At 71.3% G+C, this 25,149-nt stretch carries 29 protein-coding genes; 13 read left to right on the top strand and 16 right to left on the bottom strand.

What is annotated here, in order from left to right; all coding sequences use genetic code 11:
• Window positions 1-13: 13 nt before the first annotated feature.
• Both ACIQVL_RS38435 and ACIQVL_RS38430 read right to left on the bottom strand, forming a co-directional pair.
• The gene (locus ACIQVL_RS38435; protein ID WP_403442907.1) at window positions 14-550 is read right to left on the bottom strand and encodes a DinB family protein; all 537 of its coding nucleotides are present in this window, start codon (window positions 548-550) and stop codon (window positions 14-16) included.
• Between the two features lie 151 nt (window positions 551-701).
• Window positions 702-1,076 (bottom strand): hypothetical protein, encoded by a 375-nt coding sequence (locus ACIQVL_RS38430; protein WP_403477675.1) that lies wholly within the window; start codon window positions 1,074-1,076, stop codon window positions 702-704.
• Between the two features lie 297 nt (window positions 1,077-1,373).
• On the opposite strand from ACIQVL_RS38430, the gene ACIQVL_RS38425 reads away from it, so the two are divergent.
• Together ACIQVL_RS38425 and lnt are read left to right on the top strand one after the other, a co-directional pair.
• A complete protein-coding gene (locus ACIQVL_RS38425) occupies window positions 1,374-1,859 on the top strand; it encodes a nuclear transport factor 2 family protein (RefSeq protein ID WP_403442902.1) in 486 nt (161 codons plus the stop codon).
• 76 nt (window positions 1,860-1,935) lie between these two features.
• Window positions 1,936-3,510, top strand: coding sequence for an apolipoprotein N-acyltransferase (gene lnt, locus ACIQVL_RS38420; protein WP_403442899.1), 1,575 nt, complete (start codon window positions 1,936-1,938; stop codon window positions 3,508-3,510).
• On the opposite strand, the gene ACIQVL_RS38415 is transcribed toward lnt, so the two are convergent.
• The gene (locus ACIQVL_RS38415) at window positions 3,428-4,339 is read right to left on the bottom strand and encodes a Gfo/Idh/MocA family protein (protein ID WP_403442897.1); all 912 of its coding nucleotides are present in this window, start codon (window positions 4,337-4,339) and stop codon (window positions 3,428-3,430) included. The genes lnt and ACIQVL_RS38415 overlap by 83 nt on opposite strands.
• Before the next feature lie 98 nt (window positions 4,340-4,437).
• On the opposite strand from ACIQVL_RS38415, the gene ACIQVL_RS38410 reads away from it, so the two are divergent.
• On the top strand, window positions 4,438-4,950 hold the full coding sequence (locus tag ACIQVL_RS38410) for a DinB family protein (RefSeq protein ID WP_403442894.1): 513 nt from the start codon (window positions 4,438-4,440) through the stop codon (window positions 4,948-4,950).
• A 112-nt stretch (window positions 4,951-5,062) separates the two neighbouring features.
• Window positions 5,063-5,539 (top strand): hypothetical protein, encoded by a 477-nt coding sequence (locus tag ACIQVL_RS38405; RefSeq protein WP_403442893.1) that lies wholly within the window; start codon window positions 5,063-5,065, stop codon window positions 5,537-5,539.
• A gap of 15 nt (window positions 5,540-5,554) precedes the next feature.
• On the opposite strand, the gene ACIQVL_RS38400 is transcribed toward ACIQVL_RS38405, so the two are convergent.
• From ACIQVL_RS38400 to ACIQVL_RS38370, 7 genes are all read right to left on the bottom strand, one after another.
• Window positions 5,555-6,055 (bottom strand): hypothetical protein, encoded by a 501-nt coding sequence (locus ACIQVL_RS38400; protein WP_403442890.1) that lies wholly within the window; start codon window positions 6,053-6,055, stop codon window positions 5,555-5,557.
• A 140-nt stretch (window positions 6,056-6,195) separates the two neighbouring features.
• Complete coding sequence (gene ung, locus ACIQVL_RS38395) at window positions 6,196-6,882, bottom strand: uracil-DNA glycosylase (protein WP_403442888.1); 687 nt, start codon at window positions 6,880-6,882, stop codon at window positions 6,196-6,198.
• A 93-nt stretch (window positions 6,883-6,975) separates the two neighbouring features.
• Window positions 6,976-8,553: an ABC transporter substrate-binding protein gene (locus ACIQVL_RS38390; protein WP_403477674.1), complete on the bottom strand. Its 1,578-nt coding sequence runs from the start codon at window positions 8,551-8,553 to the stop codon at window positions 6,976-6,978.
• A 211-nt stretch (window positions 8,554-8,764) separates the two neighbouring features.
• On the bottom strand, window positions 8,765-9,526 hold the full coding sequence (locus tag ACIQVL_RS38385; protein ID WP_403442883.1) for an SDR family oxidoreductase: 762 nt from the start codon (window positions 9,524-9,526) through the stop codon (window positions 8,765-8,767).
• Window positions 9,527-9,567: 41 nt separating this feature from the next.
• On the bottom strand, window positions 9,568-10,329 hold the full coding sequence (gene fabG, locus ACIQVL_RS38380; RefSeq protein WP_089105586.1) for a 3-oxoacyl-ACP reductase FabG: 762 nt from the start codon (window positions 10,327-10,329) through the stop codon (window positions 9,568-9,570).
• Window positions 10,330-10,487: 158 nt separating this feature from the next.
• The gene (locus ACIQVL_RS38375; RefSeq protein WP_403477729.1) at window positions 10,488-10,904 is read right to left on the bottom strand and encodes a DUF3037 domain-containing protein; all 417 of its coding nucleotides are present in this window, start codon (window positions 10,902-10,904) and stop codon (window positions 10,488-10,490) included.
• Window positions 10,905-10,933: 29 nt separating this feature from the next.
• Window positions 10,934-11,698 (bottom strand): HipA family kinase, encoded by a 765-nt coding sequence (locus tag ACIQVL_RS38370; RefSeq protein ID WP_403477673.1) that lies wholly within the window; start codon window positions 11,696-11,698, stop codon window positions 10,934-10,936.
• Window positions 11,699-11,813: 115 nt separating this feature from the next.
• Between ACIQVL_RS38370 and ACIQVL_RS38365 the strand changes: the two genes are divergently transcribed.
• A complete protein-coding gene (locus ACIQVL_RS38365) occupies window positions 11,814-12,188 on the top strand; it encodes a hypothetical protein (RefSeq protein ID WP_403477672.1) in 375 nt (124 codons plus the stop codon).
• A complete protein-coding gene (locus ACIQVL_RS38360; RefSeq protein ID WP_403477671.1) occupies window positions 12,185-12,634 on the top strand; it encodes a class I SAM-dependent methyltransferase in 450 nt (149 codons plus the stop codon). Before ACIQVL_RS38365 ends, ACIQVL_RS38360 begins: the two co-directional genes overlap by 4 nt.
• Before the next feature lie 205 nt (window positions 12,635-12,839).
• On the opposite strand, the gene ACIQVL_RS38355 is transcribed toward ACIQVL_RS38360, so the two are convergent.
• The 3 genes from ACIQVL_RS38355 to ACIQVL_RS38345 all read right to left on the bottom strand — a co-directional run bounded on the left by ACIQVL_RS38355 (window position 12,840) and on the right by ACIQVL_RS38345 (window position 14,280).
• Window positions 12,840-13,355, bottom strand: a complete 516-nt coding sequence (locus tag ACIQVL_RS38355) for a GNAT family N-acetyltransferase (protein WP_403442872.1) — start codon at window positions 13,353-13,355, stop codon at window positions 12,840-12,842.
• Window positions 13,356-13,603: 248 nt separating this feature from the next.
• On the bottom strand, window positions 13,604-13,960 hold the full coding sequence (locus ACIQVL_RS38350; protein ID WP_403477670.1) for a C2 domain-containing protein: 357 nt from the start codon (window positions 13,958-13,960) through the stop codon (window positions 13,604-13,606).
• A 128-nt stretch (window positions 13,961-14,088) separates the two neighbouring features.
• On the bottom strand, window positions 14,089-14,280 hold the full coding sequence (locus tag ACIQVL_RS38345; protein WP_403477669.1) for a hypothetical protein: 192 nt from the start codon (window positions 14,278-14,280) through the stop codon (window positions 14,089-14,091).
• A gap of 754 nt (window positions 14,281-15,034) precedes the next feature.
• On the opposite strand from ACIQVL_RS38345, the gene ACIQVL_RS38340 reads away from it, so the two are divergent.
• The 4 genes from ACIQVL_RS38340 to ACIQVL_RS38325 all read left to right on the top strand — a co-directional run bounded on the left by ACIQVL_RS38340 (window position 15,035) and on the right by ACIQVL_RS38325 (window position 19,681).
• The gene (locus ACIQVL_RS38340; protein WP_403477668.1) at window positions 15,035-15,925 is read left to right on the top strand and encodes a phosphotransferase enzyme family protein; all 891 of its coding nucleotides are present in this window, start codon (window positions 15,035-15,037) and stop codon (window positions 15,923-15,925) included.
• Window positions 15,922-17,865, top strand: coding sequence for an ATP-binding cassette domain-containing protein (locus tag ACIQVL_RS38335; RefSeq protein WP_403477667.1), 1,944 nt, complete (start codon window positions 15,922-15,924; stop codon window positions 17,863-17,865). Before ACIQVL_RS38340 ends, ACIQVL_RS38335 begins: the two co-directional genes overlap by 4 nt.
• Before the next feature lie 236 nt (window positions 17,866-18,101).
• Window positions 18,102-18,902 (top strand): helix-turn-helix transcriptional regulator, encoded by an 801-nt coding sequence (locus ACIQVL_RS38330; RefSeq protein WP_403442858.1) that lies wholly within the window; start codon window positions 18,102-18,104, stop codon window positions 18,900-18,902.
• A 278-nt stretch (window positions 18,903-19,180) separates the two neighbouring features.
• Window positions 19,181-19,681, top strand: a complete 501-nt coding sequence (locus ACIQVL_RS38325) for a Rieske (2Fe-2S) protein (protein ID WP_403442857.1) — start codon at window positions 19,181-19,183, stop codon at window positions 19,679-19,681.
• 3 nt (window positions 19,682-19,684) lie between these two features.
• Here the strand turns inward: ACIQVL_RS38325 and ACIQVL_RS38320 are convergent, their stop codons facing one another.
• Window positions 19,685-20,332: an isochorismatase family cysteine hydrolase gene (locus ACIQVL_RS38320; protein WP_403477666.1), complete on the bottom strand. Its 648-nt coding sequence runs from the start codon at window positions 20,330-20,332 to the stop codon at window positions 19,685-19,687.
• Window positions 20,333-20,420: 88 nt separating this feature from the next.
• Here ACIQVL_RS38320 and ACIQVL_RS38315 point away from each other — a divergent pair, with 88 nt between their 5' ends.
• A complete protein-coding gene (locus tag ACIQVL_RS38315; protein WP_403442852.1) occupies window positions 20,421-20,888 on the top strand; it encodes a pyridoxamine 5'-phosphate oxidase family protein in 468 nt (155 codons plus the stop codon).
• A gap of 20 nt (window positions 20,889-20,908) precedes the next feature.
• Here the strand turns inward: ACIQVL_RS38315 and ACIQVL_RS38310 are convergent, their stop codons facing one another.
• Entirely contained in the window at window positions 20,909-21,811 is a 903-nt protein-coding gene (locus ACIQVL_RS38310) for a LysR family transcriptional regulator (RefSeq protein ID WP_403477665.1), read from the bottom strand.
• A gap of 74 nt (window positions 21,812-21,885) precedes the next feature.
• On the opposite strand from ACIQVL_RS38310, the gene ACIQVL_RS38305 reads away from it, so the two are divergent.
• Window positions 21,886-22,845, top strand: a complete 960-nt coding sequence (locus ACIQVL_RS38305; protein WP_403477664.1) for a DMT family transporter — start codon at window positions 21,886-21,888, stop codon at window positions 22,843-22,845.
• A gap of 222 nt (window positions 22,846-23,067) precedes the next feature.
• Here ACIQVL_RS38305 and ACIQVL_RS38300 read toward each other — a convergent pair whose 3' ends face one another.
• Window positions 23,068-24,396, bottom strand: coding sequence for an aminotransferase class I/II-fold pyridoxal phosphate-dependent enzyme (locus ACIQVL_RS38300; RefSeq protein WP_403477663.1), 1,329 nt, complete (start codon window positions 24,394-24,396; stop codon window positions 23,068-23,070).
• A gap of 36 nt (window positions 24,397-24,432) precedes the next feature.
• Between ACIQVL_RS38300 and ACIQVL_RS38295 the strand changes: the two genes are divergently transcribed.
• Window positions 24,433-25,122, top strand: a complete 690-nt coding sequence (locus tag ACIQVL_RS38295; protein ID WP_403477662.1) for a pyridoxamine 5'-phosphate oxidase family protein — start codon at window positions 24,433-24,435, stop codon at window positions 25,120-25,122.
• The last annotated feature ends 27 nt before the right edge of the window (window positions 25,123-25,149 follow it).

The following is a 25,149-nucleotide window of genomic DNA, read 5'->3' as shown; positions in this document are numbered from 1 at the left end:
GTCAACCGGCAGGCTACTCGCCGGTGGCGCCGTCGATGGCCTCACGGAGGAGGTCCGCGTGGCCGACGTGGCGGGCGTACTCCTCGATGACGTGTTCAAGGACGAACCGCACATCGGTGTCACCGAACTCCGGGTTCGGCACGATGCGGGCGAGATCGGCGGTCACCTCCGCGAAGACCTGCCGCGACTCCTCGCACGCCTTGAGGTAGTCCTCGTAGACGTCCCCGGCCGGCGTGGCGTCCGACTCGTCGTACCACTCGCCGCCGCCGGCGGTGGCGTAGGTCCGATAGGGCGGGAAGCGGGGCGTCGTACCGGCCAGCGTCCGCTGGAACCAGGCCCGCTCGACCCCCTGCAGATGGCGCATGAGCCCCAGCAGGGTCAGCGCCGACGACCGCACCGGACGTTGCCGCAGCCGCTCCTCCGAGAGGCCCTCGCACTTCCACAGGAAGGTCGCCCGGTGGTGGTCGAGATTCGAGGCGATCACCTCCGGCCACGGTCCCGACATCACACGCTCGGGCCGAACGATCTGCTGGACCACCATGTCGCTCACGCTGGGGTTTCCTCACCGGTCGTCAGGCTTGCACATCCGCCCAGGAAGACCTCCCGCCGCAGCGGAACTCATCGCCCGACGCCACAGCACCTCCGCAGCACACCGGTCACGTTCACGCCCTCCGTCTCCGGGGCCCCGAACGCGTCGACGATCACTTGGTCGGCGACGCGGGGGCGTCCACGGGAACCGGTATGTCTCCCGTGGCGTCCGGCGCACCCGGCGGGGTCTCGCCCGCCCCGTATCTCGGTGGGGGCGCGTCCTCCCAGCCCGGCAGGTCCCTGGGGTCGGGCACGTCACCCATGCCCTTGTCGTCGGGGGCGCAGCTCTGCGCGATGCGGGTCAGCAGTGCGAGGAACCGTGTCTCCGGATCGTTGACACCCGGCGAGGCGTCCAGCGGAGTCGCCGCCGGAACGGCGCGGGCCGCCGGGGGCTGACCGGTGGTGCTGTGCTGAGTGCCGCAGGCGGACAGGAGCGTGCAGCCGAGGGCCGCTGCCAGCGCGAGCTTGGGGAGGGATGTTGATCGCATGCATGCAATGTGCAGGACGCCGAGGACCTCGCGCATGAGTGCTCGTACTCACCCCGCCCTGAGTGGGGATGCCGCCGCCGACCAGGGCCGGGCAGAGCCTGCTGGGTCACGCTGCGCATCGGGAGTCGTCGTCGGTAAGGGGTTCGACGGCAGGACCACCGGAGCACGCGGGGCTCGTCGGCACAACTCGACTCAGCTGCACGGCTCGACGGAGAGCGGCGGTGAATCCTGTTCGAACATCACCGAATATCGCCCGTGCCCCTTGGCTCCGCCCGCCCGGTGCCCAACACTGAGCCGATGACGCAGCGTGTGGAGCTCGCGACCGTGATGGACCGGCTGGCCGTGGACGAGATGGTCACCGAGTACGCGGTGGCCGTCGACGACGGTGACTGGGCGGCGTACCGGAGGCTGTTCACGGCGGACGGGCGGGCCGACTACCGCTCCGCCGGCGGGATCGAGGGCGATGCCGGTCAGGTGGCCGGGTGGCTCGCGGAGAACCTGACCCTCTTCTCGATGCGGCAGCATCTGATCGTCAACCGCCGGGTGCGGTTCGGGATCCTGGACCACGACACCGGCGACACCGCCCATCTGCAGGCCGATTACGTCAACCCGATGCGCTTCGCGGGCGGCGACGCCGCCTCCACCGCCCCGGACTTCGTGTGCGGCGGCCGCTACTCCTTCGCGTTCCTGCGCACCGGGGACGGCTGGCGGCTGCGTCAGGTGGTCGTCGAGGAGCGGTGGCGCAGGCTGCCGGACCCGCGTGCGGTGGCCGTGTCCGACTGAGCCCGCGCCCCTGCCCCCTGTCGGGGATCGCGCCCGGTCCCGCACACTGGAAGGACCCGCAGGCAGGAGGCGATGGATGAGGACCGTCGAGCGCTGGCTCACCTCCCCGTGGCGGCGTTGCTGCGTCGGGGCGCTCGCGGGCGCACTGCCGGTGCTGGCCTTCCCGGCGCCGTCGCTGTGGTGGTTCGCGTACGTCGCGCTGGTGCCATGGCTGCTGCTGGCGCGCTCGGCGCCGACCGGACGGCGGGCGGCGTACGACGGCTGGTGCGGCGGGTTCGGGTTCATGGTCGCCGTGCACCACTGGCTGCTGCCGAGCCTGCACGTCTTCATCTTCCTGATCGCCGGTCTGCTGAGCGTGTTCTGGGCGCCCTGGGGCTGGGTGACGCGCCGGCTGCTGGGCGGGGTGCCGTCGCCGGGGCGGGCCGCGGCCGCGGTACTGGTGCTGCCCTCGGGCTGGCTGATGGTGGAGCTGGTGCGGTCCTGGCAGGGGCTCGGCGGGCCGTGGGGGATGCTCGGCGCGACCCAGTGGCAGGTGACCCCGGCGCTGCGGCTGGCCTCGGTCGGCGGGGTGTGGCTGCTGAGCTTCCTGGTGGTGGCCGTCAACGTCGCGGTCACCGTGCTGATATCCGTGCGGGAGGCCCGGGTCCCCGCGGTGGCCTCGCTGGTGGCCACGGCCGCCGCGACCTCGGCCGCCTGGGTGTGGTCACCGCGCCCGGACGTCGACGGTCACGTCCGGATCGCCGTCGTGCAACCCGGCGTCGTCGACGGCACCGACAGCGGCGACCGGCGGTTCGACCGGGAGGAGCAGCTGACCCGGCGGCTGGCCGGGCAGCACCCCGACCTGATCGTCTGGGGCGAGAGCAGCGTCGGGTACGACCTCGGGGACCGGCCCGATCTCGCGCGGCGGATCGCCGCCCTCTCCCGGGAGACCGGCGCGGACATCCTGGTGAACGTCGACGCGCGGCGCTCCGACCGGCCCGGCATCTACAAGAGCTCCATCCTGGTCGGCGCCGACGGCCCGACCGGCGACCGGTACGACAAGATGCGCCTGGTGCCGTTCGGCGAGTACATACCGGCCCGCTCCCTGCTCGGCTGGGCCACCTCGGTCGGCAGGGCGGCCGGCGAGGACCGGCGGCGCGGCACCGAGCAGGTGGTGATGGACGTCGGCCACGGGCTGCGGATCGGCCCGCTGATCTGCTTCGAGACGGCGTTCCCCGACATGAGCCGGCACCTCGCCCAGGACGGCGCCCAAGTGCTGGTCGGCCAGACGTCCACCTCTTCCTTCCAGGACAGCTGGGCCCCCGAGCAGCACGCCTCGCTGGCCGCGCTCCGGGCCGCCGAGACCGGCCGCACGATGGTGCACGCCACCCTGACCGGGGTGTCCGCCGTGTACGGACCCGGCGGCGAGCGCATCGGCCCGTGGCTCGGCACCGACGCGAGCACCGCCCGGGTCTACGAGGTGCCGATCGCCCGCGGGGTCACCCCGTTCGTGCGGTACGGCGACTGGCCGGTGGACGGCGCGCTGCTGGTGCTGGCCGCGTACTGCCTGGCCGAGGGGCTGCGGACGGTCAGGCTGCGCCGGAGCGCCGCCGAACCTCTCGTACCACCTGCTCGCACAGCTCGTGAGTCGCCAGTGCGTCCCGGGCGCTGAGCACCTTCCCGGCGCGGACGGCGTCCAGGAAGGCGAGCACGGCCTGTTCGATGCCGCGCTGCCGGGCGACCGGCACCCAGTCGCCGCGCCGCCGGACCGTCGGCTGGCCCTTGTGGTCGACGACCTCGGCGAGGTTGAGGACCTGGCGCTTGGTGTCCTGCCCGGAGACCTCCAGGATCTCCTCCGCCGAGCCGCTGAGCCTGTTCATCACGCCGAGCGCCGTGAATCCGTCGCCGGCGAGCTGGAGGACGACGTGGTGCAGCAGGCCGTCGGCGACCCGCGCGCGGACGGTCACGTCCTCGACCGGGCCGGGGGCGAGGAAGCGCAGGGTGTCGACGACGTGGATGAAGTCGTCGAGGATCATCGTGCGGGGTTCCTCGGGCAGCCCGATGCGGTTCTTCTGCATCAGGATCAGTTCGCGCGGGTGGTCGGCGCACTGCACGTAGCCGGGGGCGTGGCGCCGGTTGAAGCCGACGGCCAGCGACACGTTCCGCGCCTCCGCGAGCGTCACGAGCCGTTCGGAGTCGGCGAGCCGGTAGGCGAGGGGCTTGTCGACGTACGTCGGTACGCCCGCTTCGAGGAGCCGGGTGACGATCTCCGGGTGGGCGACGGTGGCCGCGTGCACGAAGGCGGCGTCCAGGTTCCGGGCGAGGAGGTCGTCGAGGGTCGCGTGCCGGCGGTCCTCGGGCAGGTGGAGGCTGTCGGCGACCCGGGCCAGGGTGGCGGGGGTGCGGGTCTGGAGGTGGAGTTCCAGCCCCGGCTGGACGGCCAGCACCGGCAGGTACGCCTTCTGCGCGATGTCGCCGAGTCCGATGCAGCCGACCTTCACTGACGCTCCCCTAGCGGTTGCCCTCACATACCTGTGCGAAAGCATACGGGCCGATAATCCGTGGTGGGATCGGCCGGGTGTGCGTCAGGATCCCGGGCATGACGACCGAACGCCGTGCACCCGACACGGACGCCGACGAACGCACCATGCTGGAGGGCTGGCTGGAGTTCCACCGGCTGACCCTCGCGGCGAAGTGCGAGGGCCTGACCGACGCCCAGCTCCGGACCGCCTCCGTGGAGCCGTCCCCGCTGTCCCTGATGGGGCTGGTGCGCCACATGGCCGACGTGGAGCGGTCCTGGTACCGCAAGGTCCTCGCCGGGGAGGAGGCACCGTGGCTGTACTTCAGCGAGGAGGATCCGGACGCCGAGTTCCACCTCACCGAGGCGGACACCTGGCAGGAGGCGTACGGGGCCTGGCAGGCCGAGATCGAGACCGCCCGGCGGGCCGCGGCCGGCTTCGGTCTGGACGACCTGTCCAAGGGCCGTCACCGCCGCACCGGCGAACGGTTCAACCTGCGCTGGATCCACACCCACATGATCGAGGAGTACGCCCGGCACAACGGCCACGCCGACCTGATCCGGGAGCGGATCGACGGCGCGACCGGCGAATGACGTCAGCCTGACAGCCACCCGTCCCCCGTACGGGGCACGAGATCACCCGTGCGGGGCACCAAAGTCTTGTCGACGGTGTCAACCCCCGCGCCGAACCAGCAGAGTTGCGCGGGTGCATCGAACGACGACCACCGCAGCGCTCCTGGTCACCGTGACCGTCTCGGCCCTCTCCGGCTGTGTGACGGTCCAGCACCCGGCGGCACCCGGCCCGCCTGCGGGTACGGCGCCCTCGCTGCCGTCGGTGCCCCGCCCGGACGGCAGCGCCGAGCCACGGGTGGTGCAGGCGCCGGTCAAGGAGGCCCTGGAGATGGTCGGCCCGTCCCGCCCGTCCCACCACGCCGCACCGGCCGCGCCACATGCACCCGTGCCCCCTCCCCCGGCCGACCGTCGACCCCTGGCGGCGGCTCCGCGTGCCGCCACCCCGCATCCCCCCGCCGCCCGCCGGTCGCACAGCCCGCAGGCCGACCTCCCGGGTCTCTCCCGCTCCGTCCCGAAGCCCCCGGACGTGTGCGCCCTCGGCGAGCAGTACGGCGGCTGGGCCGCGGACAGCACGCAGGCACGCGTCTGCAAGCAGGCGTACGGGCATTGAGAGCCCGGCGCGGTGCTACTTCGGCCGCTGTCGCGGTGGGCCCCAGGAATCGCCGCCGGGGTCGCCCGCGTCGCCGAGCCGTTGCTCCAGGCGGCTGATCGCGGCCCGGACGCCGTTGCCGTACCCGTCGTCGCCGAGTGCGGCGGCCGTGCCGCGGGCGTGGTGCAGGTGGCTGCGGGCGGCCTCGGTTCGGCCGAGCTTCACGTAGTCGGCGGCGAGGTTCAGGTGCAGGGAGGGGTAGAAACCGCGCAGCCGCACGTCTTCCTCCGCCTCGTCCGCCGCGGACAACGCCCGAAGGTCCCAGGCGAGTTCGTCGGACGGGTCGTCCTGGGTGTCGGCCAGGTAGTGGGCCAGGGTGCAGCGGTGCAGCGGCGCGCCGTGTTCGCCGAACTCCGCCCACAGGTCGAGCAGGCGTCGCCGGGCCTCCTCGCGGTCCCCGGCGTGGTGCAGCATCACGACCTGCCCGATCCGCGTGAGCACGGCATCGGGTGCCGTGCGCTCCTGTCGCTCCGCCACGGGGCCCTCCGGGCTGTAAGCCGTTGTGTGCTGCCGACGCTAGACGGCGCCGCCGGATTTCCCCGTCAGGCGGCGCCGTGGGAGCGCGGGCCGGTGGGGGCCGGTCGCGCGGTTCCTCCCCCGGCCCTCGGCCGGGAGGCTCAGCCCAGGTTCGGGATCCGCCAGTCGATCGCCTCGTGGCCCTGGGCCGCCACCGCCTCGTTGATCTGGGTGAAGGGGCGGGAGCCGAAGAACTTCTTCGCGGAGAGCGGGGACGGGTGTGCGCCCTGGATCACCACGTGCCGGGTCTCGTCGATCAGCCGCAGCTTCTTCTGCGCGTAGCCGCCCCAGAGGACGAAGACGGCCGGGTCGGGCCGGTCGGCGATCGCGCGGATCACCGCGTCCGTGAACTTCTCCCAGCCCTTGTTCTTGTGCGAGTTGGCCTCACCGGCGCGGACCGTGAGGACCGCGTTGAGCAGCAGCACGCCCTGCTGGGCCCACGGCATCAGATAGCCGTTGTCCGGCACGGACTCCCAGCCCAGCTCCTCGCGCATCTCCTTGTAGATGTTCCGCAGGGACGGCGGGATCCGCACCCCGGGGCGGACGGAGAAGCACAGCCCGTGGCCCTGGCCCTCGCCGTGGTACGGGTCCTGGCCGAGGACGAAGACCTTGACCTGGTCGAACGGCGTCGCCTCCAGCGCGGCGAAGACCTCCTCGCGCGGCGGGTAGACGGGACCCTTCGCCCGCTCCTCCTCGACGAACTCGGTCAGCTCCTTGAAGTAGGGCTGCTGCAGCTCGTCGCCCAGAACCCCGCGCCAGGACTCGGGCAGCATGGCGATGTCGGTCACGTCAACGTCCTCACGAATTGCGGTCACTTGCAGATCCTGCCGGTACCGGAAAACCTACAGGCGACCACTGACAACCGGTGCCGGACGGCGGTTTCACCAGCTGGTCTTGCGGTGCAGCTCCCACATCATCATGATCGTCGACGGGTCGAGCGCCTGCTCGCCGCCGGAGACGTCGTCGCTGGCCGCGACGTACTGCCGCCCCTGCCACAGCGGGATCAGCCGGGCGTCGTCGACGAGGATCTGCTGGGCCTCCTCGAAGTCCTTCACGACCTCGGCGCGGTCGCTCTCACCGCGGGACTGCGGCAGCAGCTTGCCGGTGATCACGGGGGACGGGTAGGGCGTGCCGAGGGCGTTCTGCTCGCCGACGAAGGGCGCGATGAAGTTGTCGGCGTCGGGGAAGTCCGGGAACCAGCCGCGGCCGAACACCGGGTACTCGCCCTTCTGGTAGCCGACGACGTAGGTCTTCCAGGGCCGGCTCCTGAGAGTGACGGTGAACAGGCCGGAGTCGTCCAGCTGCTGCTTGAGCTCCTGGAACATCCGGCCGGTCTCGGAGCCGTAGCGGTCGGTGGTGTACCAGAAGGTGAGCGGGACGCGCCGGGTGATGCCCGCGTCGGCGAGGATCTTGTGGGCCTTGGAGGTGCTGGGGTCTCCGAAGTCGTCGAAGAAGCCGGTGGTGTGGCCGGTCAGGCCGGCCGGGACCATGGAGTACAGCGGGTCGACGGTGTCCTTGTAGACGGTGTGGGCGATCGCGGCGCGGTCGACGAGCTGGGCGACGGCCTTGCGCACGGCGGGCAGCTTGGCCCACGGGTCCCTCGGGTTGAACACCAGGTAGCTGATGTCGGTGCCGGTGCCGTCGATCAGCTGCAGGTCGGTGCTGCGGTGCGCCTGCAGGGCGACGATGTCGGAGGCGGCGAGGCCGCGGTAGGTGACGTCGATGTCCCCGGAGCGCAGGGCCTTGACCATGGTGGCCGAGTCCTGGAAGTAGCGGATGGTCACCGCGTCGTTCTGCCGGTCGGCGAAGCCCTGGTAGGTGTCGTTGCGGACCAGCTCGGCCCGTTTGCCGTCCTCGTAGGACTTGAGGGTGTACGGCCCGGAGCCGTGCACGGACGCGTCCTTGCGCAGCGAGTGGGCGGGGTAGTCGCCGGGGTCGACGATCGACATGGCCGGGGTGGCGAGCACGAACGGGAAGGTGGCGTCGGGCTTGTTGAGGTGGAAGACCACCTCGCGGTCGCCGGTGGCCTGTACCCGGTCGAGGCTGCCGAGCAGTCCGGCCGGACCGCTCGGCGCGTTGATGCTCCGGATCCGGTCGATGGAGTACTTGACGGCCTGGGCGTCGAGCTTGTCGCCGTCGGCGAACTTCAGTCCGGAGCGCAGCTCGCAGCGGTAGGTGCGGGATCCGGAGTCGGTGAAGGCGCAGTTCTGCGCGGCGTCGGGCTGCGGGGTGGTGGCGCCGTCGGGATAGGCGAGCAGTGTCTGGTAGACGTTCCGGAACAGCTCCCAGGAGCCGTCCCACGATCCCGCCGGGTCAAGGGTGCTGGGGGCGCTGGTGGTGCCGACGACGATCGGGCCGCTGTTGTCCGCGCTGCTGCCGGAGAGCACCCCGCACCCGGCCACCAGGGAGATGGACGCGACCGCGGCGACTCTTCGCAGGCCTCGGTTCCGGTTGAACACGCGCACGCTCCTCGATCCGCCGTACCAGGGGTCGGCGGCAGACCATACCGCAGCGTTGCGCGCGTTGAAGCACCCCGGAAACACGGGCGTTGATCGAATGTGCTATGACGACGTTGTCATCCTCCTGTGCGGATCTTGTACGACCGCACGGGCGCCGTTTTCCTCACAGATGCGGCAGATGTCTGTGACGAAAACGACGCCCGACGGTCCGTCAGGCCATGCCGGCGTTGAGGAAGATGCCGCCGTCGACGACGAGCGTCTGGCCGGTGATCCAGTCGGACTGCTCCGAGGTGAGGAACGCGGCGGCGCCGCCGATGTCGGAGGGCACACCCAGCCGCTTGAGCGGGTAGCCCGCGGCGGCCTCCGCCTCGCGGCCCTCGTACAGGGCCTCCGCGAACTTCGTCTTGACGACCGCGGGGGCGATCGCGTTGACCCGGACGCCGGGGGCGAACTCGTGCGCCAGCTGCTGGGTCAGGTTGATCATCGCGGCCTTGCTGATGCCGTACGCGCCGATGAACGGCGAGGCCGAAAGGCCGGCGACGGAGGCGATGTTGACGATGGCTCCGCCGTTGTCCTTCTGCCAGGCGTGCCAGGTCTTCTGGGCGAAGCCGAGGGCGGAGACCACGTTGGTCTCGAACACCTTGCGGGCCACGTCCAGGTCGACGTCGGCGATCGGGCCGAACACCGGGTTGGTTCCGGCGTTGTTGACCAGGTAGTCGACGCGGCCGAAGGCCGTCATGGCGCGTTCGACGACCTCGCTCTGGTGGGCCAGGTCGTGCGCCTTGCCGGCGACGCCGATGACGCGCTCGGAGCCGAGGCTCTCGACGGCCTCCTTGAGGGCGTCCTCGTTGCGGCCGGTGATGACGACGCGGTCGCCGCGGGCGACCATCGCCTCGGCGACGCCGTAGCCGATGCCGCGGCTCGCGCCGGTGACGACGGCGACCTTGCCGGACAGCTCGGGCAGTTCAGTCATGTCAGTGTTCCCCAGGTTCCCCGGTGTTCTGCGGTGTTCTTCTAGTCGAGCGGTCCGCCGGCCACGTACAGCACCTGGCCGGAGACGAAGCCCGCGGCCTCGTTCGTGAAGAAGGCGATGGCGTTGGCGATGTCCTCGGGCTCGCCGACGCGCTGCACGGGGATCTGGGTCGCCGCGGCGGCCTTGAACTCCTCGAAGCCCATCTTCACGCGCTCGGCGGTGGCCTTGGTCATCTCGGTGGCGATGAAGCCGGGGGCGACGGCGTTGGCGGTGATGCCGAACTTGCCGAGCTCGATGGCGAGGGTCTTGGTGAAGCCCTGCAGACCGGCCTTGGCGGCGGAGTAGTTGGCCTGGCCGCGGTTGCCGAGCGCCGAGGAGGAGGACAGGTTGACGACCCGGCCCCAGCCGGCCTCGACCATGTGCTGCTGGACGGCCTTGGTCATCAGGAAGGAGCCGCGCAGGTGCACGTTGAGGACCGTGTCCCAGTCGGACGCGGACATCTTGAACAGCAGGTTGTCGCGGAGCACGCCGGCGTTGTTGACCAGGATGGTCGGGGCACCCAGCTCCTCGACGACCCGCGCGATCGCGGCGGCGACCTGGGCCTCGTCGGAGACGTCGGCGCCGACCGCGATGGCCTTGCCGCCGGCCGCGGTGATCTTCTCGACGGTGTCCTTGCAGGCGGCCTCGTCGAGGTCGATCACGGCGACCGCACGGCCCTCGGCGGCCAGTCGTACGGCGGTGGCGGCGCCGATGCCACGCGCGGCACCGGTGACGACGGCTACCCGCTGCTCAGTGCTGGACATTGCTGTTTCTCCTCGCCCTTGAGAATTCTTGGCTCAACCTGAGAACACCTGATCGAGAACCCGGCCGTGATGGTGAGCGACCGCTTAGTACCTTCGACAGACGTGACGCTAGAAGCCCTGGCACGCGGTGTCAACGTCACGCCGCGCAGTGTGATCCATTACCTCACCAGGAGGTCCAGCAACCGCTCCGTCTCGGCGGCCGGGTCACGGGTGAGTCCGGTGTGCACGGGTCCCGGCTGTACGACGGTGGAGCGGGGCGCCACCAGCCAGCGGAAGCGCCGTCCCGGATCGTCCCCGGCCGCGTGCCCCGCCCCCTCGCCGCCCGCGCAGACCTTCTCCACCGCGCCGAGCGCGGCCCGCACCCCGGCGACGTCCGCGTCCGGGTCCAGGGCGAGCAGCCGGGCCTCGTCGAGATGGGTGCGGGCGCCGACGTAGCCCTTGGCCCGGCAGTACACCAGCACGCCGGCGTTGATGCACTCGCCGCGCTCCACCCGGGGCACGACGCGCACCAGGGCGTACTCGAAGACGTCCCGGCCGCCCCCCTGGCCCGCCCGGGTGATGTGGCGCTCGGTCATCTGCCCGGCCACGTTGATGTGGGTCTCGCTCACTTGGCCCCCTCGATGCCGGTGATGCGCTCGTGGATGACGGCGGCCCGGGCGAGCAGCGGCCGCGCGTAGGTGCGCCGCAGGTCGTCGGGGGTGGCGAAGCCGGGCTCTTCGGCGAGCCAGACGTCCGGGATCTCGGCGGTGACCTCGGCGAGCAGGTCCTCGGTGACCAGGGGCGCCAACTCGGCGGCAGCCGCCCCGGCGTCGGGGCGGAACCCGCTCAGCGCGTGGTCGGCGGCGTCGTACGGGCGGGCCGCGGACGCCTCCGCCGCCGGCCAGTTGTGCTGCCAGATCATGGTGGCGCCGTGGTCGATGAGCCACAGGTCGCCCTGGTGGACCAGCAGGTTGGGGTTGCGCCACGAGCGGTCGACGTTGTTGACCAGCGCGTCGAACCAGACGATCCGCCCGGCCTCCTCGGGGCTCACCGCGAAGGCGAGCGGGTCGAAGCCGAGGGCACCGGAGAGGAAGTCCATGCCGAGGTTGGTGCCGCCGCTGCCCCGCAGCAGGTCCTGCACCTGCTGCTCGGGCTCGCCGAGCCCCAGTACCGGATCCAGTTCGACGGTGACCAGCCGGGGAATCCGGAACCCGAGCCGGCGCGCGAGTTCACCGCAGACGACCTCGGCGACCAGCGTCTTGCGGCCCTGCCCCGCACCGGTGAACTTCATGACGTACGTCCCGAAGTCGTCGGCCTCGACGAGCCCCGGCAGCGAGCCACCCTCACGCAACGGCGTGATGTAGCGGGTCACAGTGACCGCTTTCAACACTTTCCCAGGCCATCCATCTCTTCAGCCTTGCAATCCACGGCAGCCATGACAGGGGTGGAGCGACGGGAATCACGCGTCGACGAGCCTGGGGAGACTCTGGGGAATTCCGGCCGGCATGCCGATCTCCCCGCATCCCAAGCAGTCCGTCGATGGCGGTGCGCCCTTTGCTGCCAGCCTCCGGCATGAAGTGAGCATAGTAACCGAGGGTGATCGCAGACGAGGAGCGCCCGAGCCACCGCGCCGAGGTGCGGATACGAACGCCGGGCCCACCTCCGCGCGGACCCACGGCCGTGCCGGAGGGCGCCGGCCGAAGCTCCCCGAGGACCAGGCCGCGCTTGCCCAACGGCGCTACGACGAGCGGGAGAAGACCGTCCGGCAGATCGCCGACACGTTCAGCGAGCGCGGCTCGACGATGTACGGGCACCTCGACCGCGACAAGAGCCTGCCCCACCAGCACACGAAGACTGCGGCCACGAAGCCCTCGCGATGATCAGCCGGGCACGCCGCCTGCACCCCACCATGCGCTTTGCCACCCTGGACGCACCACCGGCCTCACCCTGCCCGGACACAGGCTTCGACGCCGTTCTGCTCTTCGCCGTGCTGACCTGCATTCCCGGCGATCAAGCCCAGCACCGGCTGATCACCGAGCTGAACCGCGTCCTCAAGCCCGGCGGGATCCTCTACATCAGCGACCTTCTCCTGCAGGACGACGCACGCAACCGCAGCCGTTACAGCCGCCACGCCGATCACTACGGCAGCTACGGCGTCTTCGAAACCGGCGACGGTGCGGTCTGCCGCCACCACCCCCGCGAGCGGTTCTCCACCCTGCTCGCCGGCTTTCAGACCATCGACACCCGCACCATCACGGTGCCCACCATGAACGGGCACCAGTCAACGGGGATCCAGATCCTCGCCCACAAGCCCACCTCGACATGAACGCCGCTCAGATCCACAGGGTTTGGCAATTACTCCTGCTGTCGCCGGCACCCCTAGAGTCCCGCGGGTTCATGCAAACTGAATGGTTTTGGGTGGGAACTCAAGGGTCCGTCGTCGTGCTTCACGGTGCTGGTTCCACGAGTTCGACGCCGACCCGCGACCACACGGCTTCCTGGCTCAACCGACGTATAGGACCGTGAGCGGGCTAACCAAGAGGGCGGCTGTAACGCAGCTTGTTGAGAGAGGCCCCACCGGTGGTGTCCATCACGACCGTGCCGTCTGGGCGCCAACCGGCTGCCTCGTAGAAGCGCCGAGCGCGTTCATTGTCTTCCAGTACCCACAAGGCAGCCTGTGGGTAGTCGGCCTGTTTGAGAGTCGCCAACATGGCCAGCATCAGCTGCTTGCCGATCCCCGTGCCCCAGCACTCGGGCAGCGTGTAGAGCGTGCCGATTTCCGCGATGCCAGAGGCCTCTTCCGACGGGCCGAAACTTGCAAACCCGACGATCCCCGTCTCGGTTTCGGTTACCAGCACTCCCGACGACGGCCACCGTGTCTCTGCAATACGTGACTTCCAACCGGGCTCGTCGCGGCTTGGGTCCATGGCGTCGAGATAGCGCTGCGGAACAAGACCGGCAAAGGCCGCCTGCCACGATCGCACGTAGACACCAGCGACGGCCGAGGCGTCATCAAGCCCTGCCTGTCGAATCTGCATGGCCGTCATTCTTCAAGGCTCCACGAGCCGGGCCAAGTTCTTTTACCGAGTGGGGTGTTGAGTGCTCGGCTGTCTGTGCCAGCAGTGTGCGTGCCGCCTGCCGTGGGCGGTGCAGGTTGATGAGGAACATCTGGTGGTGCCACCCCTTCTCCAAGTAGGACTGCAGGGGCGGCCGTTGTAGCGAGAGTCGGCGAGGCGCGTCCGGAGCGGACCGGTCTTGTCGTCGCAGGGCGGGATGCGGGGCTGGTCGCCGGACGTCAGCCCTGCCACTTGGCCTTGACTTCGAGGCTGGAGTCTCCGGCACGGATCGTCTGCCTCTTGTCCTCGTTGTTGTACAAGAACTGACCCACGGTTACCTGAAGCTCTCCGAGGTCGTCATCCAGATCAGGTCGGTCGTGTACGTGAAACTTGATCCGCGTGGTGGGGTCCACGTTCTCGAAAGTGTGGGCCCAGTCGGTGGCGTCGTCGTCCAGCGGTGTGCCGGCCGTCTCGTCGCCCACGGTGACGGCGACGTAGGGATGACTGCTGTCCTTGGCGGGGACATCACCCTCATAGATCTTGAGGTAGAGCGAGCGGCCCATAACAGCCTCCGGTTTTGGGGAGCTTCCGTGCATCCCGTCGGAGCGGGCTCCTCTTTCCGCATGTCCGAGGGGCATCGGTGGTGACTCGACCCGTTCAGCCGACAACAGTATTCCGTCACTTCGCGAACGGCATTTCGTCGTGGCACGGCAACGGATCAGGGTTACCAGGTGCGCAGCAGGGCGGCGATCTGTTCGGCGGTGCAGCACGGCTGTTCAGCTCGCGGGCCAGGGCCGAGCCGTTCGCGCGTGGGGTCGACCGGGAGGTTCGACGCCGCCAGGTACATGACGGCGACGGCGCACGCGACGGTGAGGTTCGCACGCTCCAGCCACCGGCAGCGTCCCTGCGAGTGCACCAGGGCCCGGCACGCGCGTAGGGGCCATAATAGACGGGGCGGTCGAAGAAAACGCCCCGGTGCGGGCCGATCGCGTCGAAGGTGCTGATGCTAGCGGTCGCCGTGGCCGCTCGCGGGTCGCCGCCCCGCCCGGGGAGCTGGCCAGAAGCCAGTTCAAGCCAGTTTGCCGGACGCCCGATTCCGGGCCCCGACGCGGATCTTCGAGAATCCTTTCTCCCGGCTTCGCCCCAGGTCATCAGCCCGCTCCGGCCTGCCCGGCCCCCCTCCGGCCGGCCGGTTCGAATGACCGGATCACGGTGCCGGCGCCCGCTGATTGTCAGTGCCGTGGATGAGGGTTGCCCGGCAGAGCACAGCCACGCCTCGCCGAAGGAGACCGGTGCCCTCGATGTCGTCCTGCAATCCGCCGCTCGGGCTACGCGCACGCCGGTGTCCCCGTGCGGGTGAATCGAACGGGCGGGTGCCCGGCGCCGGGGCCGACAGCACATGCCCCACCCGTCCGGCATCGAACCTTCGCTCGACCTGTCGCCCGAGGCTGCCCGTATCGCCCCTGTGATCAGGGACGTTGTCCGGGTGCTCTATCCGCCTGTCACTACCGAGGAGAAGCCGTGAATCCTGTCCGCGTTCTTGTCGCCCTGCACCCCGTGTTCGAGAACCCTCCGGCTCAGGCCGTCCGGTCCCTCGCGTTCCGGCGTCCCGTCGACGTGCGCCGTGCCCTGTTCGCATCCGCATCTCGACCGTCATCGGGGTGGGGGGCATGACCCACCTGAGCACCCCCTCCCCCGCCCTGCTCGGGTGGGCCGGCCGGGCTCTCGGAGCGCGGCCCTGCGTCCGGGACGCCTCCCACCCGCGAGAGAGCTCGCGCGTCTTTCAGCTTGACCTGCCGTCAGGCGTCCGCTTCTTCCTGAAGGTCTCCCCTCGGCCCGTGATGTACGAGCGCGAGACCCTCGCCCTGCGCCATGCGGTCCCGGCCCTCGGCGCCGGCCGCGCGCCCCAGCTGCGCGCCTCGAACGCCGACCACCTGGCCCTGCTTCTGACCGCGGTCCCGGGACGGCCGCTCGAACAGCTGACGCTGACGCCCGCGGAGGAAGTCCGCGCCCACCGGCAAGGCGGCGCCCTGCTGGCCCGCCTCCACACGGCCGGTGACCTGTCCGGCCCCCGGCGCGCCGAGGCCGAACAGGCGTTGCAGGCCGCGGCGGACGGCGCCGAGGACCACCTGCGGAAGGCCGGGGACCGGTTGACCGCGGTGGAGCAGAAGCTGGTGCGCGACCTCGCCGAGCAGCTTCGCGGCCTTCCGCCGCTGCCGCTCGCCTTCATCCACGGCGACGCCTGGGAACGCAATCTCCTGTGGTCGAAGGATCTGCGCCAGGCCGGGTGGATCGACTTCGAGCGGGCCCGGTTCGCGGCCGCTGTGCAGGACTTCGTGCCGATGGCCTGCGGGACCTGGGCAGACCGGCCCGACCTGCGGGCCGCGTGCCTGCAGGGCTACGGCCGTGACCTCATGCCCGAGGAGCAGTACGCGCTGAAGTGCCTGGCGGCGCTGGACGCGGTGAGCTGCCTGGTCCGGGGGCCGAAGCTCGGCGACCCCGAGGTCACCGCTCGCGGCCGGCGCACCCTGGACCGACTGGTCGCGGGGGTGTTCGCGTGACGGCATCACACGAGAAGGCGGCCCCGACGGAAACAGGCGAGCTGGACGCGTCCGATACGGCGGCGTCCGTTCCCGCGGCCCGGCCGGGGGTTCCGCAGCCGTCCGCCCCGCCCGAACTCGACTACAACGGGCGCAAGCACCGGCGGGCGATGGACGACGCCACCCTGTGGGACATGGCCCGTCGCATCCCGGCCGCGCTGAAACAGACAGCCCGACTGGCCTGGAAGGTCGACCGGCGCATGACCCTCACCATCGTCGTGTGCCAGCTGCTGTCCGGCATCGGCACGGCCGTCATGCTCGGCGCCGTCGCGCAGGCCCTGCCTCGGCTCATGGTCGCCGACCCCCGCGCAGGCCTTGCCCGTGCGTGGCCGGCGCTGGCCGTCGCCGTCGTGGCGATGGCCACCGGCGCGGCCATGTGGATCCTCGCGGACTGGGCGACCCGGAGGTTGAATCCGAAGATCGCCTCGGCCGCGGATCTGGAACTCGTCGATCTCCACATGCGGGCCGAACTCGCCGCGTACGACGCGGAAGGCTTCGGCGACCGGAGCCAGGCGGCGGAGATCGGCGCGCTGCGCGCCGTCGACCTCGCCGACGACGCCAAGACCCTCACCAACGGGCTCGTCCAGCTCGCCTCGGCGGCCGCGGTACTCACCTCCCTGCACCCCCTGCTGCTCGGTGTGCTGCTGCTGTCCGTCGTCCCCCGCGGTCTGGGCGGCGTGATCGCCGCGCGGGTCGACTACCGCGTCCACGACCGGACGATCTCCGCCCGCAATGTCCGCGGAATGATGCGCTGGTGGCTGACGACGGCGGACCTCGCCGACGAGCTGAGGGCCAACACCATGCGCGGCTACCTGCATTTCTGGTACCGGGCCATGTGCGACCGCGTCGAAGGACGCGAGCTCGAAGGGGCGAAGCCCTACCTGCGGATCACGTTGCTGGCCGCTTCGCTGGGCGGCCTGTTCACGCTCGGCATGTGGGCCTCGCTCGCCGGGCTGGTGCTCGCGGGCTCCATGTCGACGGCGATCGCCGGCACCGCCGTCGTCGCCTCCCAGACGGCGGGCCGCGCTCTGAACTCGATCATCCGGTACAGCACGGTCATGTTCCACCACGGCCTCTACCTCTCCGACTACTACGAATTCATCGACGAGGTCCGTGCCATGACCACGGCCCGCGGCACCGCGCAGGCCACCGCCCCGCAGCAGATCCGGGTGGAGGGCGCCTCCTACACCTATCCGGGCAAGGAGACCTCGGCCGTCCGGCCGATCACCCTCACGCTGAACCGCGGCGAGGTCGTCGCCCTGGTCGGGGAGAACGGCGCCGGCAAGTCGACGCTGATCCGGATGCTCACCGGACTGACCGTGCCCACCGCCGGCAAGGTGCTGTGGGACGACACCGATCTGGCCGGTGCCGACGCGGAGACGGTGTGGCGGCACGTGGGCCTGGTCCCGCAGAAGAACGGGCGCTGGCCGCTCGCCGCCCGGGAGAACATCACCTTGGGCCAGCCCCGGGAGCACGGCGACGAGCGTATCTGGGACGCGGCCGACCGGGTCGGCATGTCCAAGGTCCTGCGTGAGCTGCCCGATCAGCTGGAGACGCTGCTCGCCCGGTCGGTGTGGGGCGGCCACGAACTGTCCGGCGGCCAATGGCAGCGACTGGCGTGCGCGAGGGCGATGTACCGGCAGCCGGCCGTGCTCGTCCTGGACGAGCCGACCAGCGAGATGGATGCCCGCGGCGAGCACCAGATCTTCCGGGAACTGCGGGCCATGGCCCCGGACCGGATCACCGTGGTGGTCACGCACCGGCTGGACAACGTACGGATGGCCGACCGGGTCATCGTCCTTGACCAGGGCACCGTCCGGGAACAGGGTTCCTTCGACGACCTCGTGGCGACCGAGGGAAGCCTGCTCGGCGAGCTCTACGCCCTGGCCCAGGACCGCTGACCGGCGGCCACCGACAGCAGTCGCGGGGCCGCGCAAGCCGGCCCGGCCCCGCCCCTCCCCCCGACGACGACACCGCTGCTGCCGCTGCCGCCGCCCGCGACGGAAGAGCGCTGTGTCCGGGAAACGGACTTCCATGACGTCAACGCATACCTTCTGTTCCCAATTCTCGTTGGCGTCATGGTCACCGAGCCTCCTACGGTGAGGGACGGAACCACCGTCCCAGAGGAGTCCGGCCCATGGCAGACCTGGTCCAGCGCGACGAACTCGGCGCCTTTCTCCGCGCCCGGCGGGAGGCGACCGACCCGGCGGCGGCAGGCTTCCGGTCCCGGCCGCGGCGTCGCACCCCGGGGCTGCGCCGTGAGGAGCTGGCACAGCTCGCCGGGCTGAGCGTCACCTGGTACACGTGGCTCGAACAGGGCCGTGACATCAGCGTGAGCAGGCAGGTCATCGAAAGTCTGGCCCGCGCGCTGCGGCTCTCCGGGCCACAGCGCGCGCACCTGTTCACCCTGGCCGCGCTGGTGCCGCCGCCCACCGGTCCGGGGCCCGTGAAGGTCGATCCGCTGCTGGCACGGCTGGTACGGGAACTGTCCCCCAAGCCCGCCTACGTGATGAACCCGTGGTGGGACCTGCTGGCGTACAACGAGGCGTACGCCGAGCTGCTCGGCGGCCTCGACCAGCGCCCGGCGGACGAGCGCAACATCCTCTGGATCACCTTCACAGAGGCACGGGGTCGGGAACTGTTCGTCGACTGGCCCGGCGAGGCACGTTCCCTGGCCGGGCAGTTGCGGGTGGCCCTCGCCCGGTACCCCGACGATCCGCGTGGCCCCGCGCTGCTGGAGTCGCTGCTGGACTCCTCCGAGACGTTCCGCGCGCTGTGGGACGAGCGGAACGTCGGCGGATTCGCCTCCGCCCGGAAGGAACTGCGGCACCCACGGCTCGGACGTGTCGACCTGGACTGTCTGAAAATGGCCGACGCCCATGACGAAAAGCTGTCACTGGTCGTCCTCCTCACCGTCGAAGAGAACGGCTCCGAATAATCCAGCGGCGATGTCCGGCGCGGGCCGTCCGGCGCGGAGTCCTCGACCCGGCGGGCCAGGTCACGGTGCCCTTCCGCACGGACCGTCCGGCGTGCCGGCGCCGCGGGGCGCCGGCCCTGTTGCGTCGCAGGTCAGGACCGACAGCGAACCGACAGCGCCGTTTTACCGAAGCCTCATGTCCAGGTGGTCACTATCTGGATGCCGTCTGAACAGGTGGTGCCCGAAGACCGTACCCCTGGACGGATCAACGAGAAGCTCCGCGGAAGGGAATCCCTCACATGACCAGCGCACCGCTCAACCCCTCGGCCAACCCGGCTCGCCGCACCGTCATGGTGGCGGCCGGAGCGGCAGGGCTCGCCGCCGCGCTGACCGCCTGCGGGTCGTCGGACGACGACTCGTCGAGCACGACCACCACGAACGGCAACGCGGGCGGTGGCTCCACCACCCAGGACAGCAACGGCTCGGCCGGCGGCTCCACGGCCGCGGCCGGCGGCACCGCGCTCGCCAAGACCACGGACATCCCCGAGGGCGGCGGCACGATCTACAAGGACCAGGCCGTGGTCGTCACCCAGCCGACGTCGGGCACGTACAAGGCGTTCTCCACGAAGTGCCCGCACGCCGGCTGCGCGGTGACCAGCATCGCCGCCGGCGAGATCGTCTGCCCCTGTCACGGCAGCAAGTTCGCGATAGCGGACGGCAGCGTGAAGCAGGGCCCGGCGACCACGGGTCTGACGGCGGCCAACATCACCGTCTCCGGCGACCAGATCTCGCTGGCCTGATCGTCAGGACCGCCGGCGCGGTTGTTTGAGGCAGCCGAGCACCTCGTCCGTGGTCGCGACCGTAGCGACCAACGCGAGGGTGTTGCGGACCATCGCGGGGGTGTACTCCGAGGGCACTCCCGCGACGGCGTCGGCCGGGACGACGGCCGTGTAGCCCCGGTTGACCGCGTCGAACACGGCATTGGGGATGGCCACGTTGGCCGAGACACCGGTGACGACCAGGGTGCGGCAGCCGAGGTTGCGCAGCAGCGGGTCGACGTCGGTGCCCTGGATCGGCGACAGGCCGTGCAGCCGTCGTACGACGAGGTCCTCCTCCGAGACCTCGATGGGGGGCGCGATGCGGACCGCCGCGGTGCCGGAGAGCTGCTGGACGGGCAGCCGTTCGGCGGCGCGGAACAGGCGGGCGTTGCGGTTCGCGCCGCGGCCGTCCGGGCGGCGTTCGGCGATCGCGTGGATCACCTGGACACCGGTGTCGTGCGCGGCGGCGACGAGGCGGGCGATGTTGTCGAGAGTCCCCGACGCCCTTGCCTCACGGGCGAGTTCGGGCAGCGCGCTGTCCGGGCCCACCACGCCCTGCTGGCATTCGACGGTGAGCAGCACGGTGCTCACGGGGTCGAGGAGTTCCGCGAGCCGTTCGTACGAGGACGGCATGACGCCCCCTTCCACCTTGGTGCGGGGCGGGTGACACTAACCGCCAACGCGCGGGAACGGAAGAAGAGACAGAAGAAGAGGGGGCCGCATGACCGTCACTCAGCGCCGGGGCCGGAAGATCATGATGACGCCCGGCGAACTGGACGAGTTCCTCACCACGCAGCGCACCTGCCGGGTCGCGACCGTCTCGGCGTCCGGTGCCCCGCACGTGAGCGCCCTGTGGTTCGCCTGGGACGGCACGTCCCTGTGGCTCTACTCGGTGGTGCGCAGCCAGCGCTGGAAGGACCTCAGCCGTGATCCGCGGGTGGCGGTCGTCGTCGACTCCGGTGAGGAGTACGACCAGTTGCGCGGTGTCGAGCTGAGGGGGACCGTCGAGTTCGTGGGCGAGGTCCCGCGCACCGGCGAACTGGTCGCCGAACTCGACTACATCGAGACGGTGTTCGCCCGCAAGAACTTCGGCCTGGACGAGATGCCGCACGACGGCCGGCACGCCTGGGCGCGGCTCACCCCGACGAGGACCGCCTCCTGGGACTTCCGCAAGCTGGGCTCGGCGTAAGGCGGTTCGCGGGGGCCGCTTCAGGCGATCGCCCCGGCCGCGCCGCGCAGCTCCCGCACCGCCGCCCGGATCGAGGGGCGGCGGTCGGCGTCGGCCCGCCAGACGACGTACACATGGCGGCGCACCCGCTGCCTCAGCGGCACCATGACCACGCCCTCCGGCACCGGGTGGCGGCCCAGCAGCGGGGCGATGCAGACGCCCAGCCCGGCTGCCACCAGGTTGAGTTGCGTGTGCGTCTCGGCCGCGCGGTGCCCGACGATGGGCTCGATGCCGCGGGAGCGGAGCGTGAACATCAGCCACTCGTGGCAGAACTCGCCCTCGCCCCAGGTGATCCACTCGTCCTCCGCGAACTCCCCCAGGTCCACCTCCTCGCGGTCGGCGAGCCGGTGTCCGACCGGCAGTGCCACCTCGGCCGGGTCGTCCAGCAGGGGTGCCTTGACGAGCCCGTCGGGCACCGGCATCGGCTTGTTGTACCAGTCCAGGACGACGGCGAGGTCCAGGTCGCCGCGGACGACCCCGGCGATGCCGTTCTCCGGCTCCAGTTCGCTGGAGCGGACGCGCAGCGCCGGGTGCCGGGCGCGCAGCGCGGCCAGTGCGGTCGGGAACAGGCCGCGGGCGGCCGTCGGGAACGCGGACAGCCGCAGCTCGCCGACGACCTGGCCCCGGTGCGCCTCCAGGTCGGACTGGGCCAGCTCCACCTGGGACAGGATCCGGGCCGCGTGCTCGGCGAGCAGCCGCCCGGCGTCGGTGAGCCGGATGCCCCGGCCGTTCTTGGCGAGGAGCTGCTGGTCCACCTCGCGCTCCAGCTTGCCCATCTGCTGCGACACCGCCGACGTGGTCACGTGCAGGGCCTCGGCGGCACCGCTGACCGAGCCGTGCCGGGCGAGGGCGTCGAGGGTTCGCAGGCGCTCCAGGTTCAACATGTAAGCAATTCTAAGAGGTACTCAGTGATAAATCTCGATTGTGCTACGAGGTTGCCTCCAGCATCGTTGCGGGCATGAGCACCGTGACCACCACCGCGGCCGGCGAGTCCGCGCTTGCCGCCGCCCCCTCCCGCCCGCGCCTCGACTGGCGGCTGCGCTTCGGCGCCCTCTCCCTGATCTGGGGCTTCAGCTTCCTGTTCATCAAGGTCGGGACGGAAGGCTACGCACCGTTCCAGGTCACGCTCGGCAGGCTGGTGTTCGGTACGGTGGTCCTCGCGGCGGCGATGTCCGTGAAGCGGCAGCGGCTGCCGCGCGGTGCCCGTACCTGGGGGCATCTCGCGGTCGCCGCGTTCCTGCTCAACGCGCTGCCGTTCTCCCTCTTCGCCTACGCGGAGCTGACGATTCCGTCCACCCTGGCCGGGATCTGCAACGCGACCTCGCCGCTGTGGGGGATGGTGCTGTCGCTGGTGGCGCTGTCGGAGGACCGGCCGACGAGGGTCCGGTTCGCCGGGCTCGGCCTGGGGTTCATCGGTGTCCTGACGGTGCTGGGCGCCTGGGAGGGTTTCCACGGCCTGGACGTCACGGGGACGGTGATGGCGCTGCTGGCGTCGCTGAGTTATCCGGTCGGATGGATCTACGTCCGGCGGACGCTGGCCGGGACGGGTGACTCGCACCTGGCGATGACCGGCGCGCAGCTGTTGCTGGCGACCGGGCAACTGGCCGTGGTGACGCCGTTGTTCACGTCCTTCCCGGGGCACTTCGCCCTCGTGCCGCTGCTGGCGATCGCCGCGCTCGGCGCGCTGGGGACGGGGCTCGCGGTGCTCGTCCAGTACGGGCTGGTGGCGGAGGTGGGGCCGACCACCGCCCAGATGGTCACGTACTTCATCCCGGTCATCGCCGCCGCGGCGGGGGTCGCGGTGCTGGGCGAGTCGCTGCGGTGGAGCACGCCGGTCGGCGCGGTGATCGTCCTCGCGGGAGCGGCCCTCACCCAGGTGCGGCAGCGACCCGGGAGGACGCAGGCTGCGGCTGACTGAGCGGACCTGGTGACGTCGGCTGCGGAACCGCGCCCCCGCCAGGGGCGGCTGGGGGACCCCCCCGGCCGAAGGCTGGGGGGAGGAACTGCGCGACCAGCCACGACGGCGCGGCAGACCGCACGCCGCACGCCGCACGCCGCACGCCGCAGACCGCAGACCGCAGACCGCAGACCGCAGACCGCAGACCGCAGACCGCACACCGCGGCACTTCCAGCGGAGCGCCTACGCCTGGACGCGGCCCCTCGCCGGTGTGACGGCCCTCGCCACCGCCGCAGCCAGCGGACCGGCCTCCTCGGGAGTCAGCGTCGAGACGGTGACGCGGATGCCCGGCGGGGTCGCCAGGCGGTAGCGGGCGCCCGGGGCCACCGCCCAGCCTTCGAGCAGCAGCCGGGACACCGCGCCCGTCTCGTCCGGGACCGGGACCCAGACGTTCATGCCGCTGCGCCCGTGCGCCTCGATGCCGTGGTCCGCGAGCGCGTCGACGAGGAGGTCGCGGCGGGCCCGGTACGCCGCCGCCACCGCCGGGCCGTCCACCACGCCGTCGGCCCACATCCGGACGACCGTGCGCTGCAGCAGGCGGCTCACCCAGCCCGGACCCAGGCGCTGGCGCCCCCGCACCCGGTCGACCGTCACCTCGTCGCCGGTCAGGGTGGCCAGGCGCAGGTCCGGGCCGTAGGCCTTGGCGACCGATCGGACGAAGGCCCAGTGGTGGGTGACGCCCGACAGGGGGTGCAGGGGGAGGTCGACGATGCCGTGGCCGTGGTCGTCCTCGATCAGCAGGGTGTGCGGGTGCGCGTTCAGGACGGCCCGCAGGGCACGCGCGCGTGCCGCGCTCACCGCGGCACCGGTGGGGTTGTGCGCCCGCGCCGTGACGATCAGGGCGCGCGCCCCGGACTCCAGGGCCCGGCGGAGGGCGTCGGCACGCGGCCCCTCGCCGTCGACGGCCACCGGGACCGGCCGCAGACCGAGCGCGGGGACCAGGTCCAGGGTGCGGCTCCAGCCAGGGTCCTCGACAGCGACGGCGTCACCAGGTCTGAGGTGCGCCAGCAGGACGCGTTCGGCGGCGTCCAGGGAGCCCGAGGTGACGGTGAGCGGCCCCTCGGACACGCCCGCGGCGGCCAGTTCGGCGCTCGCCCTCCGCTCCAGCTCCGGCTCGACCGGGTCGGCGCCGTAGAGGACCGGGGCACGGTCGCACTCGGCCGCCACCGCCGCCAGGACCGGCGCGAGGGCGGGGAGCAGCGCGGGGTCGGGGTTGCCGGAGGACAGGTCGCGCACCCCGGCCGGGACGTCGGGGAACAGGTCCCGTCCGGTGGTGGCCGGCTTCGGCCGGACCCGGCTGCCCCGCCGGCCGGCCGTCTCGATGACCCCGCGCTCGCGCAGGGTGCGGTACGCGGCCGCGACCGTATTGGGATTCACCCCGAGCCTGCCCGCCAACTCCCGCATCGGGGGCAGCAGTTGCCCCGGCTCCAGCTCCCCGGCACTCACCGCGCGCTCGACGCTGGCGGCAATCTCAGCTGCGCCGCGCCCTTCGATCCGATATTCTCCTAGCACAAACAACATTATGCACTAGTGCAATGGAGATCTGCAATGGAGACAGCCGCACCGGGGACTGTCCCGGCCCAGCCCGCCGCCTACGCCAGGACCGAGCGCAACGTTCCCACCCGCTCCGCCGAGCGGGCCTCGTACGACAGGGAGCTGGTGCACGCGATCCTCGACGAGGGCTACCTCTGTCACCTCGGCTTCGTGCGGGACGGCGCGCCGGTGGTGCTGCCGACGCTGTACGGCCGGGTCGGCGAGGTCCTGTACCTGCACGGCTCGACGGGCTCGCGCCCGCTGCGGATGACCGGCCAGGCCGACCCCGGACTCGCGGTGTGCGTGACGGTCACCCACGTCGACGGCCTCGTGCTGGCCCGCTCGGCCTTCCACCACTCGGTCAACTACCGCTCCGTGGTGGTGCACGGCGTCGCCCACCAGGTCACCGACCCTGAGGAGAAGGGCCGCGCGCTGGACGCCCTGGTCGACCACGTGGTGCCGGGCCGGGCCGCCGACTCCCGCCCCGCCAACAAGAAGGAACTCGCCGCGACCGCGGTGATCCGCCTGGACCTGAACGAGGTCTCCGCCAAGACCCGCACGGGCGACGCGAACGACGAACCGGAGGACATGGGCCTCCCGCACTGGGCGGGCGTACTGCCGCTGCGCAAGGGGTACGACGCTCCGCTGGCCAACGGCGACCTGGCGGCGGACGTTGCCGTGCCGTCGTACCTGACGGGCGCCTGAGGCGACTTCCGGCGCGGGCTGACGCAC

The sequence above is a fragment of the Streptomyces sp. NPDC090499 genome (assembly GCF_044769305.1).
Classification (GTDB): Bacteria; Actinomycetota; Actinomycetes; order Streptomycetales; family Streptomycetaceae; genus Streptomyces.
The sequence above is the reverse complement of the archived record's forward strand: the minus strand, read 5'-3'. Positions and strand labels throughout refer to the sequence as shown.